The 13,554-nt window shown below is 63.7% G+C and carries 14 protein-coding genes; 10 read left to right on the top strand and 4 right to left on the bottom strand.

Annotated elements, in window-relative coordinates; all coding sequences use genetic code 11:
- Nucleotides 1–66 precede the first annotated feature (66 nt).
- A complete protein-coding gene (locus HBF24_RS17010; protein ID WP_167175832.1) occupies nt 67–1,020 on the bottom strand; it encodes an OmpA family protein in 954 nt (317 codons plus the stop codon).
- Nucleotides 1,017–1,556, bottom strand: a complete 540-nt coding sequence (locus tag HBF24_RS17005; protein WP_167175828.1) for a DUF4398 domain-containing protein — start codon at nt 1,554–1,556, stop codon at nt 1,017–1,019. Before HBF24_RS17005 ends, HBF24_RS17010 begins: the two co-directional genes overlap by 4 nt.
- Before the next feature lie 85 nt (nt 1,557–1,641).
- Here HBF24_RS17005 and HBF24_RS17000 point away from each other — a divergent pair, with 85 nt between their 5' ends.
- The gene (locus HBF24_RS17000; protein ID WP_167175825.1) at nt 1,642–2,748 is read left to right on the top strand and encodes a PilT/PilU family type 4a pilus ATPase; all 1,107 of its coding nucleotides are present in this window, start codon (nt 1,642–1,644) and stop codon (nt 2,746–2,748) included.
- 27 nt (nt 2,749–2,775) lie between these two features.
- Here HBF24_RS17000 and maiA read toward each other — a convergent pair whose 3' ends face one another.
- On the bottom strand, nt 2,776–3,447 hold the full coding sequence (maiA, locus tag HBF24_RS16995) for a maleylacetoacetate isomerase (RefSeq protein WP_167175822.1): 672 nt from the start codon (nt 3,445–3,447) through the stop codon (nt 2,776–2,778).
- A 175-nt stretch (nt 3,448–3,622) separates the two neighbouring features.
- Here maiA and HBF24_RS16990 point away from each other — a divergent pair, with 175 nt between their 5' ends.
- The 6 genes from HBF24_RS16990 to rfbD are packed head-to-tail and all read left to right on the top strand — an operon-like array spanning nt 3,623 to nt 8,947.
- Nucleotides 3,623–4,801, top strand: coding sequence for a phosphoglycerate kinase (locus tag HBF24_RS16990; protein ID WP_167175819.1), 1,179 nt, complete (start codon nt 3,623–3,625; stop codon nt 4,799–4,801).
- Nucleotides 4,801–5,451, top strand: a complete 651-nt coding sequence (locus HBF24_RS16985; RefSeq protein WP_167175816.1) for an HAD hydrolase-like protein — start codon at nt 4,801–4,803, stop codon at nt 5,449–5,451. Before HBF24_RS16990 ends, HBF24_RS16985 begins: the two co-directional genes overlap by 1 nt.
- Nucleotides 5,452–5,509: 58 nt before the next feature.
- The gene (rfbB, locus tag HBF24_RS16980; RefSeq protein ID WP_167175814.1) at nt 5,510–6,565 is read left to right on the top strand and encodes a dTDP-glucose 4,6-dehydratase; all 1,056 of its coding nucleotides are present in this window, start codon (nt 5,510–5,512) and stop codon (nt 6,563–6,565) included.
- A 14-nt stretch (nt 6,566–6,579) separates the two neighbouring features.
- Nucleotides 6,580–7,470, top strand: a complete 891-nt coding sequence (gene rfbA / locus HBF24_RS16975; RefSeq protein ID WP_167175812.1) for a glucose-1-phosphate thymidylyltransferase RfbA — start codon at nt 6,580–6,582, stop codon at nt 7,468–7,470.
- Nucleotides 7,467–8,036 carry a dTDP-4-dehydrorhamnose 3,5-epimerase gene (gene rfbC / locus HBF24_RS16970; RefSeq protein ID WP_167175810.1) on the top strand — a complete coding sequence of 190 codons (570 nt, stop codon included), beginning with the start codon at nt 7,467–7,469 and terminating at the stop codon, nt 8,034–8,036. The genes rfbA and rfbC overlap by 4 nt, the downstream gene beginning before the upstream one ends.
- Nucleotides 8,033–8,947, top strand: a complete 915-nt coding sequence (gene rfbD / locus HBF24_RS16965; RefSeq protein WP_167175807.1) for a dTDP-4-dehydrorhamnose reductase — start codon at nt 8,033–8,035, stop codon at nt 8,945–8,947. Before rfbC ends, rfbD begins: the two co-directional genes overlap by 4 nt.
- A 112-nt stretch (nt 8,948–9,059) precedes the next feature.
- Here rfbD and tkt read toward each other — a convergent pair whose 3' ends face one another.
- Nucleotides 9,060–11,060: a transketolase gene (gene tkt / locus HBF24_RS16960; protein ID WP_167175805.1), complete on the bottom strand. Its 2,001-nt coding sequence runs from the start codon at nt 11,058–11,060 to the stop codon at nt 9,060–9,062.
- A 269-nt stretch (nt 11,061–11,329) separates the two neighbouring features.
- Between tkt and HBF24_RS16955 the strand changes: the two genes are divergently transcribed.
- The 3 genes from HBF24_RS16955 to HBF24_RS16945 all read left to right on the top strand — a co-directional run bounded on the left by HBF24_RS16955 (nt 11,330) and on the right by HBF24_RS16945 (nt 13,418).
- Nucleotides 11,330–11,932 (top strand): porin family protein, encoded by a 603-nt coding sequence (locus tag HBF24_RS16955; RefSeq protein ID WP_167175803.1) that lies wholly within the window; start codon nt 11,330–11,332, stop codon nt 11,930–11,932.
- Nucleotides 11,933–12,032: 100 nt separating this feature from the next.
- Nucleotides 12,033–12,641: a porin family protein gene (locus tag HBF24_RS16950; RefSeq protein ID WP_167175800.1), complete on the top strand. Its 609-nt coding sequence runs from the start codon at nt 12,033–12,035 to the stop codon at nt 12,639–12,641.
- A gap of 165 nt (nt 12,642–12,806) precedes the next feature.
- Nucleotides 12,807–13,418, top strand: a complete 612-nt coding sequence (locus HBF24_RS16945; protein WP_167175797.1) for an outer membrane beta-barrel protein — start codon at nt 12,807–12,809, stop codon at nt 13,416–13,418.
- Nucleotides 13,419–13,554: the final 136 nt, after the last annotated feature.

The raw sequence follows: 13,554 nt of genomic DNA, 5'->3' as shown, positions 1-13,554 counted from the left end.
TGCGCAAGCGCCAGCGAAAACGTCAAATAGTGGTTAAATTCCAGCCACTTATGACGCCAACCCGAATCACTTGTCGGTGAGAATGACCACCACGCGGCGATTCTTGGCACGCCCTGAAGCAGTGCTGTTGGAGGCCACCGGATTGGATTCGCCCTCTCCTACCGTGCTGATGCGCGAGGGGCTGATACCCGCGGCCACCATGGCATCGCGTACCGAGCGAGCGCGCTGCAGCGACAACTGCTGGTTGGCCTGCGCACTACCGCTGGAATCGGTATGCCCCTCGATGCGGATGTGCTTGTTGGGCTTGGAACGCACGAACTGCAGCAACTTGCCCAGATGCTGGCGCGCCTCGGGTTTCATGCTGGCCTGACCGGAGCCGAAGACGTCACCCTCCAGCGTCATCTGCATGCCCTTGGCACCCTGGTGCGCGGTCATGCTTTCCAGGCGCTGACGCATGGCGATGGCCGCTTTTTCCGCCAGATCGGCCTGATGGCGGGCCGCAGCGGCGGCGCGTGACTGCGCCTGGGCCAGCTGCTTGGCCTGGGCCGCCTCGGTACGCGCCTGCTCGGCAGCCTGCGAGTACTGCTCGCCCTGGGCCTGCAGGCGCTGTGTTTCTTCCATCGCCATCTGGTTCTGCATGCGCGCACGATCCAGAGCCTGTCGCGTGGCCGCCGCTTCCTGGCGACTGGCCTGCAGCAGAATGCGGTCGTGCTCGCGATTGAGCACGTTCAGACGATGCTGGGCGGCGTCCAGCTGGGCGGCCGCCTTGGCCTGATCGACGCGGCGCTCGGCCATGTACAGCACGTGGGCACGCTCGCTGCGGCTGGCCTGCGGCAGGCGCTGCACGGCTTCACGCGCCAGTGCGCGCTCGGCCTGCGCGTACTGACCCAGCGTGGCGTCCTGCGAGAGCTGGTTCAGCGACGTGGTCAGGCGCTGGTAGTCAAGATCATTCTGTTCGGCGTGAACGAAGCCGGCGCCCAGCGCCAGGGCCATGCCCAGAGCAAGTGATGTGCGCTTCATTGTCCGCCTCCCGTGGTCTGGCCCGCGCTGCTGGCCGGCGCCGGCGCGCTGGGCATGGGCAATACCTGCTGCGGCAGTTCGGTGCCGTCACTGTTCTGTGAGTTGTCCTGAGCCGCCGGCGCTGACGCAGCGCTCTGGCTGGCCTGCTGTTTTTCCAGCAGCTGCTGGCGCAGGCGCGCATTTTCGGCGGCGGCCTTCTTCACCTTGTCGCGTACGCTGGCCAGCTGTGACTTGGTCATCGCCAGCTGGCTGTCGGCCACCGACTCTTCGGCCAGGTCGTGCGCCTGACCGTAATCGTTCTGCGCCATGGCGGCCTGGGCCTGGTCGAACTTCTTGCCGGCGAAATCCAGGTCCACCGGGTCGTAATCGGCGGCGCCGGCCTGCTTGGCCGCATCCAGCATCGACTGCGCCCGGTTGATGGCGTCGGTGGGGGGCGGCGTGCTGGCACAGGCGGCCAACAGCGAGAGGGCCAGCGCCAAACCGGCCATGCGCGCTAAAGACTGGCCGCGTCGGGACGAAATAGAACAAGAGGGCATGAAACGTGACCTTTGCAACATATTGGCTCTATTCTGAGCACGCACAATCTATCACCACAAACTGAACCCACAATACGGCTGCCAGATGGATATCGGTTACTTCCTCAAGCTGATGGTCGACAAGGGTGCGTCGGACATGTTCCTGACCACAGGCGCCCCTGTGAACATCAAGGTCGAGGGCAAGCTCTATCCCCTCGGCAATACCGGCCTGCCCAACGGCATGGTCAAGAAAATCGCCTACTCGCTGATGGACGAGGGGCAGGTGCCGCAGTTCGAGCGCGACCTCGAGCTGAACATGGCGCTGGCGGTAAAGGGTTCGGGCCGCTTCCGCGTCAACGTGTTCAAGCAGCGCGGCGAGGTGGGCATGGTGATCCGCGCCATCAAGAGCGACATTCCCAGCATTGAACAGTTGCGCCTGCCGGCGCTGTTCAAGGACCTGATCATGGAGCCGCGCGGGCTGATCCTGGTCGTAGGCGCCACCGGCTCGGGCAAGTCGACCACGCTGGCGGCGATGATCGATCATCGCAACCAGAACAGCTCCGGACACATCCTCACCATCGAGGACCCGATCGAGTTTCTTCACCGGCATCGCAAGTCCATCGTCAACCAGCGCGAGGTGGGGCTGGACACGCACAGCTATCAGGAGGCGCTGCGCAACGCCATGCGCGAGGCGCCGGACGTGATCCTGATCGGCGAAATTCGCAACACCGATACCATGGAGGCGGCCATTTCCTTCTCGGAAACAGGCCACCTGTGCCTGGCCACGCTGCATTCGAACAATGCCGACCAGACGCTGGAGCGCATCCTCAACTTCTTCCCCGAATCGGCGCACAAGAACGTGCTGATGAACCTGGCGCTGAACCTGCGCGCGGTGATCAGCCAGCGCCTGGTGACCGGCAAGGACGGGCGCCGCCTGCCGGCCACGGAAATTCTGCTGAACACCCCGCTGATCCGCGACATGATCCGCCGCGGTCAGATCCACGAGATCAAGGAGGCGATGGAACGCAGCCTGCAGGAGGGCATGCAGACCTTCGATCAGTCCCTGTACAAGCTGTACAAGGACGGCAAGATCGAGCTGGAAGAGGCTCTCTCCAAGGCCGACTCACGCGATGGCCTGGCGCTCAGGATCCGTCTGGCCGAAGGCGGCACCGAGGCCGAGGCCGCCGATCCCTACGGTCTGGGCTCGTTCTGATCCGAGGTTGAAGCACGCCGGCGCCGGTCATGCCTCCGGGGCCGGCGCATCCGGCTGCGCCTCAGGGACGGCCAATTTGAATGCCTCCAGCGACTGGCAGGCCGCATGCACCGCGGCAATGCGCGGATAGCGCGCCATCTCCACGCCCCAGCGGTGCGCGTTGTACACCTGCGGCACCAGGCACACATCAGCCAGCCCGGGCGCGGAACCGGCGCAAAAGCGCGCCTCTTCGGCGCGACGCGCAAGCCAGGCCTCCATGGCATCGAAGCCGACCTCAATCCAGTGCCGGCTCCAGGCCGCCTTGCCAGCCTGATCCTGACCCAGCTCGTTGCCCAGATACTGCAGCACCCGCAGGTTGCCGACCGGCGCGGTGTCGCAAGCGACCAGCTGAGCCAGTGCGCGCACGTGGGCCCGCTCGACGGCCCCTTGGGGCAACAAGGCCGGCGTCTGCGGGTAGGCCTCGTCCAGGTATTCGCAGATGGCCAGCGACTGGGTCAGCGTCGACTGGCCATCGACCAGGGTCGGCACCAGTGCCTGCGGATTCATCGCGGTGTAGTCGTCTCGATGCTGTTCGCCACCATCGCGCACCAGATGCACGGCGCGCGATTCGTAGGCCAGTTGCTTGAGGTTCAGCGCGATGCGGACGCGATACGACGCGCTGGAACGCCAATAGCCATAAAGAATGCGGTCCGAGGACATGGGCAACTCCGGTACGTGAAGGCGCCCAAGGTTAGGCCCAGCCATGGCATCAATGCCAGCCAGGCATTTGCATCGCCTGCGCGGCGGCGCGGACAATAAGGCGCTTGACGCGGGCCACGGCCCGATGTGGCCCGCGCCCTACCCTTTAATTTGGCTTTTCAAGAGGACCCTACCCGTGCCGATCACCCGCATGAGCGACCTGGAGCTGCGCGGCAAGCGCGTACTGATCCGTGAAGACCTGAACGTGCCGATCAAGGACGGGAAGATCACTTCCACCCAGCGCCTGGATGCCGCACTGCCCACCATCAGGGCGGCGCGTGATGCCGGTGCCCGCGTGCTGGTGATGGCGCACCTGGGTCGCCCCACCGAGGGTGAATTCAACGAGAGCGATTCTCTGGCGCCGGTCGCCGAGTGGCTGGGCCAGGCGCTGTCGGCCAAGGTGCGCCTGGAGCGCGACTACCTGGACGGCGTCGAAGCGGACGAAGGCGAAGTGGTGCTGCTGGAAAACTGCCGCATGAACCCGGGCGAGAAGGCCGACGACGAGGCCCTGGCCAAGAAGTATGCCGCGCTGTGCGACATCTTCGTGATGGACGCGTTCGGCACCGCGCATCGCGCCCAGGCCTCGACCCACGGCGTGATCCGCTTCGCCCCGATGGCCGCCGCCGGTCCCCTGCTGTGGGCCGAGCTGGACGCGCTGGGCAAGGCGCTGCAAACGCCGCGTCGACCGATGCTGGCCATTGTTGGCGGCTCCAAGGTCTCGACCAAGCTGGAATTGCTGGAGACACTCACCGGCAAGGTGGACCAGCTGATTGTCGGCGGCGGTATTGCCAACACCTTCATTGCCGCCATGGGCCACAACGTCGGCCGTTCGCTGGTCGAAAAGGACCTGCTGGACGCGGCACGCAAGATCATCGACGCGGCCAAGGCGCGCGGTGCCGAGGTGCCGATCCCCGAAGATGTGGTGGTGGCGCCGGAGTTTTCTGCCAACGCCCCGGCCAGCATCCGCGCCGTCGACAAGGTCGGCGACAACGAGATGATTCTGGATATCGGTCCGAAGACTGCCGAACGCTACGGCGCGCTGATCGCCGAGGCCGGCACGGTCATCTGGAACGGCCCGGTCGGCGTGTTCGAGTTCGACGCCTTCGGCAAGGGCACCGAAGCTCTGGCGCACGCCATTGCCGGTTCCGATGCCTTCTCCATTGCTGGCGGTGGTGACACGCTGGCGGCGGTGGACAAGTACGGCATCGCCGACAAGGTGTCCTACATTTCCACCGGCGGCGGCGCCTTCCTGGAGTTTGTGGAAGGCAAGCAACTGCCCGCCGTGGCCGCGCTCCAGGCACGCTCGGCCAGCTGATGCTGATCCTGTTCGACCTGGACGGCACGCTGATCGATTCGCAGCGTGGCATATTCGCCTGCATCGCCCATGCCCTGAACGGCATGGGCGAGCCGGTGCCACCCGAATCGCAACTGCGAAGCTGGATCGGCCCACCGCTGCGGGTAAGTTTTCCGCAGGTGCTGGGCGACGCGCCCGAACGCACGGAGGAAGCGGTGCGCCGCTACCGTGAGCATTTCCAGCAGTGCGGCTGGCACCAGCACGAGGTCTACCCCGGCATCGCCGAAACCGTTACCGCCCTGCATGGCGATGGCCACACGCTGGCCGTGGTCACCGCCAAGACCCAGGATGAGGCCGAGCGCATCATCGCGCACCTACCGTTCGGCGCGTGCTTTTCGCGCGTCGACGGCACCCATCCGGACAGCGCCGATCATGGCAAGGCCGAGAAAATTGCGCTGGCCATGCAGGCGCTGGACAGCACCGCCGAAGACACCCTGATGGTCGGCGACCGGCGCTATGACATGGAGGGCGCCGTCGCCAATCAGGTGCGTGCCGTTGGCGTCAGCTGGGGCTTCGGCTCCACTGAGGAATTGCGTCTGGCCGGCGCCAGCCAGGTCATCGACCAGGCCCACACGCTGCGTCAACTCGTCGACATGACCGACGTGGCATAGTCTTATCGATCTCTTCGCCCACCCGGGGCCCAGCTTCAAAAGGGAAGCCAAGAAACGGATGCAAACCCTACTCGTCACCGGCGGTGCCGGCTTCATCGGCGGCAATTTCGTGCTGCAGGCGGTGGCCGCCGGCCATCGCGTGGTCAATCTGGACAAGCTGACCTATGCCGGCAATCCGGACACACTGGCTTCGCTGAGGGACAACACTGCGCATATCTTCGTGCAGGGCGATATCGGCGACCGTGGGCTGGTAGCCAAGCTGCTGGCCGAGCACCGCCCGGATGCGATCATCAATTTCGCCGCCGAATCACATGTGGACCGCTCCATCGACGGCCCTGCGACCTTCATCGAAACCAATGTGGTTGGCACGCTGGCCCTGCTCGAATGCGCACGCGACTATTGGCGTGGTCTTGAGGGGCAGACGGCCGACGCGTTCCGGTTTCTGCACGTTTCCACCGACGAGGTCTACGGATCGCTCGGCGACCAGGGCATGTTCACCGAGACCACGCCGTACGCGCCGAACTCGCCGTATTCGGCCTCCAAGGCCTCGTCCGATCACCTGGTGCGCGCTTTTCATCACACCTACGGGCTGCCGGTACTGACCACCAATTGCTCGAACAACTACGGACCGTACCAGTTTCCGGAAAAGCTGATCCCGCTGGTGATCCAGAAGGCGCTGGCTGGCGAGGCACTGCCGGTCTATGGCGACGGCAGGAACGTGCGTGACTGGCTGTTCGTGGAGGATCACTGCCAGGCCATTGCCCGCGTGCTGGACGCCGGCCGTGTCGGTGAAACCTACAATGTTGGCGGCAATGCCGAGCGCGAAAACCTCACCGTGGTCAAGACCATCTGCGCCCTGCTCGATGCGCGCCAGCCGCTGCCAAGCGACAAGCCACGCGAGTCGCTGATCACCTTCGTCAAGGACCGTCCCGGACACGACCGTCGCTATGCCATCGATGCCAGCAAGCTGTCACGCGAGCTGGGATGGTCGCCGCGCGAGAGCTTCGACAGCGGCATGGCGCGTACGGTGGACTGGTATCTGGACCATCAACCGTGGGTGCAACGCGTGCTCGACGGCAGCTACCGCATGGAACGCCTCGGCGGCCACGACTGACAGGACCCATTGCGATGACGACGACCAAAGGCATCATCCTCGCCGGCGGCTCCGGCACACGGCTGTATCCGATCACCCAGGCGGTCAGCAAACAGCTGCTGCCGGTGTATGACAAGCCGATGATCTATTACCCGCTGGCCACGCTGATGCTGGCTGGCATCCGCGACATCCTGATTATCAACACCCCGCATGAGCAGGCGCTGTTCGAGCGTCTGCTGGGCGATGGCTCGCAGTGGGGCCTCAATATCCACTACGCCGTGCAGCCTTCCCCCGATGGTCTGGCGCAGGCCTTCTTGATCGGCAAGCAGTTCATTGCCGGCGATCCGTGTTGCCTGGTGCTGGGTGACAACCTCTTCTACGGCCATGGTCTGACCGCGATGATGCGTCGCGCGGCGGAGCGCGAGCATGGCGCCACGGTGTTCGGTTACTGGGTCAATGATCCCGAGCGCTATGGCGTGGCTGACTTCGATGCCGAGGGTCGCGTCGTCGGCATCGAGGAAAAGCCTGCCGAACCCAAGTCCAACTACGCGGTGACCGGGCTGTACTTCTACGACAAGCAGGTGGTCGATTACGCCGCCAGCCTGAAACCCTCACCACGAGGCGAGCTGGAAATCACCGACCTCAACCGGATCTACCTTGAGCAGGGCACGCTGATGCTGGAGCAGCTGGGCCGCGGCTACGCCTGGCTGGATACCGGCACCCACGATTCACTGGTGCAGGCGGCCAATTACATCGAGACCATCGAAAATCGCCAGGGACTGAAGGTGTGCTGCCCTGAGGAGATCGCCTTTCTCAATGGCTGGATCGATGCCGAGCAACTGAACCGGTTGGCCAAGCCGCTGGCCAAAACCGGCTATGGCACCTATCTGCAGCGTCTGGCCCGGCAGGGCAAGGTGGCGCGATGAAGGTGATCGAGACCAGCCTTCCGGGTGTACGGATCATCGAACCGAAGGTATTCGGCGACGAACGCGGCTTTTTCTACGAAAGCTACAACCAGGCGCGCTTTGACGAAGCCGGCATCGACGCGCGATTCGTGCAATCCAACGTCTCGCGCTCGGCGCGCGGCGTGCTGCGCGGCCTGCACTATCAGTGGCCCAATCCCCAGGGCAAGTTTGTCAGCGTGCTGGAAGGCGAGGTCTACGATGTCGCCGTCGACATCCGCCGTGGCTCGCCGACCTTTGGCCGCTGGACCGCGGCGGTGCTGTCGGCCGAGAACAAGCGCCATTTCTGGGTACCGGAAGGCTTCGCGCATGGCTTTTGCGTGCTTTCCGAGCATGCCACCTTCACCTACCAGTGCACCGCGCTGTATGACGCCCAGGCCGATGCCGGCGTGCGCTGGAACGATGCGGCGATCGGTATCGACTGGCCGGTCAGTGCGCCGCAGCTTTCGGCCAAGGATGAAGTAGCCCCGCTGCTGGCCGACGTCGAAGCCGAGCGCCTGCCGATTTACTTGCCGGACGACAAGGCATGAAACTGCTGGTGCTGGGCGCCAACGGTCAGGTTGGCCGCGAGCTGCGACGCGCCCTGGCTTCTCTGGGCACGGTGCTTGCTGCCAGCCGTGACGGCCGCATCGACGGTGAGCCGGGAGGTATCCAGGCCGACCTTGCCCAGCCTGCTTCGCTGCCTGCCGCGCTTGAGGCAGCCGCACCGGATGTCATCGTCAATGCTGCCGCCTACACAGCGGTGGACCGCGCCGAAGACGAAGAGGCACTGGCGCACATCATCAATGGCGAGGCACTGGCCGCGATGGGTCAATGGGCCTCGCAGCACGCAGTACCCGTGTTGCACTATTCCACCGATTACGTCTTTGACGGCCAGTCGCGACAACGGTGGCGCGAGGGCGATGCGGTCGCTCCCCTGGGTGCCTATGGGCGCAGCAAGCTGGCCGGTGAGCAGGCGCTACGCAACAGCGGCGCCGAGCACCTGATTTTGCGCACCGCCTGGGTGTATGCCGCGCACGGTCACAATTTTCTGCGCACCATGCTTCGCCTGGCTGGCGAGCGCGACCGTCTAACCGTGGTCGATGACCAGCATGGCACGCCGACGCCGGCACGCCTGATAGCCGATGTCACCGCGCAGGTACTTCAACGCTGGCTGGCCGCAGATGATCGCGCCGCACTTGCCGGTACTTATCACCTGGTCGCCGCCGGGCAGACCACCTGGTACGGTTTTGCACGCGCCATCATGCAGCGCGCGGCGGCGGCCGGCCTGATCGAGCGAGCGCCGGAAGTGGTGGCGGTGGATTCCTCGGCGTTTCCGACCAAGGCCACGCGGCCGGCGTGGTCCGTTCTCGACACGCACAAGCTAGAGCGCAACTTCGATATCACCCTGCCCGACTGGCAGAACGCACTGGACACGGTGATCGGCGAACTGACCGCCTGACGGCCTTCAACGCGTGACGCAAAGAAAAGGCCGGCGCTCCGCAAGGGCACCGGCCTTTTCTCAAGCGACCGGGGCGATGCGAACGATGCCGCATCGCCCCGGTGACTTCGCCTTAGTCGATCACGCGCTCTACCGCGTCGGCGACCTTTTCCACGGTGAAGCCGAAGTACGGGAACAGCTCCTTGCCCGGTGCCGAGGCACCGAAGGTGGTCATACCGATCACTTCGCCATCCAGGCCGACATACTTGCGCCAGTAATCGGCGAACGCCGCTTCCACCGCCACGCGTGCGCGGCACCAGCCCGGCAGCACCGATTCACGGTATTCCGGCGACTGCGCATCGAACACTTCCGCGCACGGCATCGAGACCACACGTACCGCCACGCCCTTGTCGGCCAGGTGGCGCATGCTGTCCATGGCCAGGCCGACCTCGGAACCGGTGGCGATCAGAATGGCCTGGAACTTGCCGCTCTCCGGCTCGGAAAGCACATAGCCGCCCTTCTCGATGTTGGCCAGCTGCTCGTCGTTGCGCTGCTGGTGCGGCAAACCCTGACGGGAGAACACCAGGCACGAAGGCTTGTGCTCGCGCTCGATGGCCATCTTCCAGGACACCGCCGTTTCCACCGCATCGCAGGGACGCCAGACGTGGTTGTCGGGGATGTAGCGCAGGCTCGGCAGATGCTCGACCGGCTGGTGGGTCGGGCCATCCTCGCCCAGACCAATGGAGTCATGCGTGTAGACGTGGATGACCTTGGCCGGATTCAGCGCGCTCATGCGCACCGCGTTGCGTGCGTAATCGGAAAACACCAGGAAGGTGGCGTCGTAGGCGATGAAATCGCCATGCAGCGCCAGGCCATTGGCAATCGCGCTCATGCCGAATTCGCGCACACCGTAATGCACGTAGTTGACGTGCTCGCCGCCTTCGCCGACCGCATGCGACCCCTTCCAGATGGTCAGGTTGGACGGCGCAAGATCCGCCGAGCCACCGATCATTTCCGGCAGCAGCGGGCCGAACTCGTCCAGCGCCATCTGCGAAGCCTTGCGCGAGGCCACTTCCGGGCCTTCCTTCTGGAACTTGGCGATAACGGCGCGGGCCTTCTCGTGCCAGCCTTCCGGCAGCTGCTGGGCCTGGCGGCGCTTGAACTCGGCCGCCAGCTGCGGATGCTTCTCGGCGTAGGCGTCGAACAGGCTGTTCCACTTGGACTCGGCCTCGGCGCCGGCTTCGCGCGCATCCCAACCCTTGTAGATCTCGTCGGGAATCTCGAACGGCGGATAGTTCCAGCCCAGCTCCTTGCGCGCGGCAGCCACTTCTTCCTCGCCGAGCGGCGAGCCGTGCACGCCACCCGTGCCCTGCTTGTGGGGCGCGCCGAAACCGATGATGGTGCGGCAGCAGATCAACGTCGGACGCTCGGTCTCGGCACGGGCCTCGGCAATGGCCTTGGCCACCGCGCCCGCATCATGACCGTCGACATCGCGGATCACGTGCCAGCCGTAAGCCTGGAAACGTTCGGGCGTGTTGTCGGTGAACCAGTCCTTGACCTCGCCATCGATGGAGATGCCGTTGTCGTCATAGAACGTGATCAGCTTGCCCAGCTTGAAGGTACCGGCCAGCGAGGCGGCCTCGTGCGAGATGCCCTCCATCAGGCAGCCATCGCCGGCAAACACGTAAGTGTGGTGATCGACAATGTCGAAACCGGGCTTGTTGAAGCGCTCGGCCAGCACCTTTTCAGCCAGCGCCAGACCCACGCAATTGGCCAGGCCCTGACCCAGCGGACCGGTGGTCGCTTCCACACCCGGCAGTTCCGAGCGCTCCGGATGACCGGCGGTCTTCGAATGCAGCTGACGGAACTGCTTGATCTGCTCCATCGGCAGGTCGTAGCCGCTCAGATGCATGGCCGCGTACTGCAGCATGGAACCGTGACCGTTGGAGAGCACGAAGCGATCGCGATTGGCCCAGTACGGGTTGGCGGGGTTGTGGCGCAGCGCGTCGTTCCACAGCACCTCGGCGATATCAGCCATGCCCATGGGCATGCCCGGATGGCCGATATTGGCGGCCTGGACGGCGTCCATGGACAGTGCGCGGATGGCATTGGCGAGTTCGCGGCGAGTCGGCATCGTGTGTCTCCCTGAAGCTCTTGAAAGGAATCGATCTCTCTATTGTCGCCCATCACGGTGAATCTGTCGTCGCCGGGGCATATCTGCGATGCATAACGTTCACATCGCAATTCACACAGGTTAACCAGGTCTTAATACTGTACTCACGGGTATTGGATCTTTTTGGAAGCAGCCCCATCTAACGTCCCGAAGCCGAGATACATCGGCTCATGAGCAGTTGAGTACGGCGGCCTCCCCCACCGCCGAAACAATAAGAAGGAGCAGTCCTCATGAGAAAGACCCTGATTGTGCTCTCGCTGGTGTCCGCAGGCCTGGCCGCCGGCTCGGTGATGGCCCAGGACACTACCTCGCCGCACACCGCTCAGACCGGCTGGTACGTCAGCGCCGACGCCGGCCAGGCACGCGTCAGCAAGGGCCCGTACAACGATGGCGACACCACCGGTGGCCTGAAGGCTGGCTATCGCTTCGAAGTGAACCCGCACACCTCCTTGGGCCTGGAGGTGGGTTACCAGTATCTGGGCATTCTCGATCCGCACGCGCGCTACGCCGACCGGGTGACCGGTTCAGGACGGTCGCAGCTGCGCGGCGCTACCGCCGGCGTGGACTTTCGCTACAACATCAGCCCGCGCTGGTATGCCGAATGGCGCGGCGGTGCCTTCCGTGCCCAGGCCAGCGGCTTGACCGACCGTTACCCCGGCACCCGCTATCGTCGCGATGTCACGCATACCAACTACTACGCCGGCGTTGGCGTGGGCTACAACGTGGATCGCGACTGGAGCCTTGGCGTCAATTACGACCACTACAAGGGCACCGATGACGCGGTTCGCCTGGATACCAACGCTTACACCATGAGCGCCGAATACCGCTTCTGACGGCGCCCTGAAAGTTCCCCGAAAACGTCCTGAAGGCTGCCCCAAAAAGCGGTCAAGGGGCGTTGCTTACCCCGCAACCTTCGAATGAAGGAGTAACACCATGAAAAAGACCATCCTTGCTATCGCTATCGGTTCGGCCGCCCTGGCCATGGCTCCGGCCACTTTTGCTCAGACCATGAGCGCCAACCCGGGCAACACGGCCCACGACGGCTGGTTCATCAATGGCAGTGTGGGTCAGGCCAAGCTCGACCATGGCCACTACAATGACCACACCACGGGTTATGACGGCAACTTCGGCTATCGCTGGGCGGTCAACCCCTCGGTCGCCATTGGTTTCGAGGCCGGTTACAACGACCTGGGCAACATCCACGTCAAGAACGCGTTCAACAACAAGAACGTGATCAACGACACCAAGTCCGAACTGCACGGCTGGACCGCCGGCGTGAATGGCCACTTCAACATCAACCCGAACTGGTACGTCAGTGCACGCACCGGCGTCTATGGATGGAAGGGCCATGGCGTCAGCAATGACGACAACCCGCTGCGCAAGAGCGTGGACAAGACTGACTGGTACGGTGGCGTGGGCTTCGGCTATGACTTCAACCCGAACTGGAGCCTGGGCTTGAACTATGACTACTACCACGCCAAGAAGGATCACCTGGACCTGAGCACCAACGTGTATTCGGTGAGTGCCGAATACCGCTTCTGATCCATCCGCGTCGTTGTAATGTCGCAGGAGGGCGCCCCAGGGCGCCCTCTTTTTTTCTGCGCCAAACAAAACGTGAATTTTTAGTTAGAATGCGCGCGCTTTTCGCCCTGGTATCTGACCGTGCCAGGGCGGTAGCAGGAGACTTCTCTCATAAGGACATACTTCATGAACAAGAAAATGTTTTGCGCGATGGCCATGGCGGCCGGACTGATGACGACCGTTTCGGCACAGGCCAAGGATATGACTGGCTGGTTCATCAACGGCAGCGCCGGCCACGCCCATTACAATGCCAACGCCCAAGGCCTGTCTGGCAGCGAAAGTGGTAGCGCCTACATCGTCAACGTGGGTTATCGCGTCCAGTTCATCGGCGTCGAGCTGGGCTACACCGACCTGGGCAGCGTCAAGGGGCAGTACACCTACGGCGGCAGTCCATATAGCTACGGCTACACCGAACACGCCAAGCTGAGCGCGGACGGCGAAACGCTGGGTCTGAACGGCCATTTCAACTTCACCCGCAACGTCTTCATGTCGGCCCGCATCGGCGGTTTCCAGTGGAAACTCAATGCCCGTACCGACATCGATAGCCAGGGACCGGGCAGCGGCCACTATGCCGACTCGCAGGAAGCGCTGAACTGGTACGGCGGTGTTGGCCTGGGTTGGGACATCGACCGCCACTGGAGCGTGAGCGGCAACTTCGACTACTACTACATCAAGCACCACAGCGACTATAAAATCGACACGAAGATTTATTCGGCGACGCTCGAATACCGCTTCTGATGCTTGCGCGACGGGCCACTTACCCGGTCACAGTCGCATCATAAAAAAGGCGCCCCGTGTGAACTGACCCCCAGAAGTTGGACATCGATCCAACCTCTGGGGGTTTTTCATGTCCAAATACGACACCAAGTTCAAG

The organism is Oleiagrimonas sp. C23AA (genome assembly GCF_011759385.1).
Lineage (GTDB): Bacteria > Pseudomonadota > Gammaproteobacteria > Xanthomonadales > Rhodanobacteraceae > Oleiagrimonas.
The sequence above is the reverse complement of the archived record's forward strand: the minus strand, read 5'-3'. Positions and strand labels throughout refer to the sequence as shown.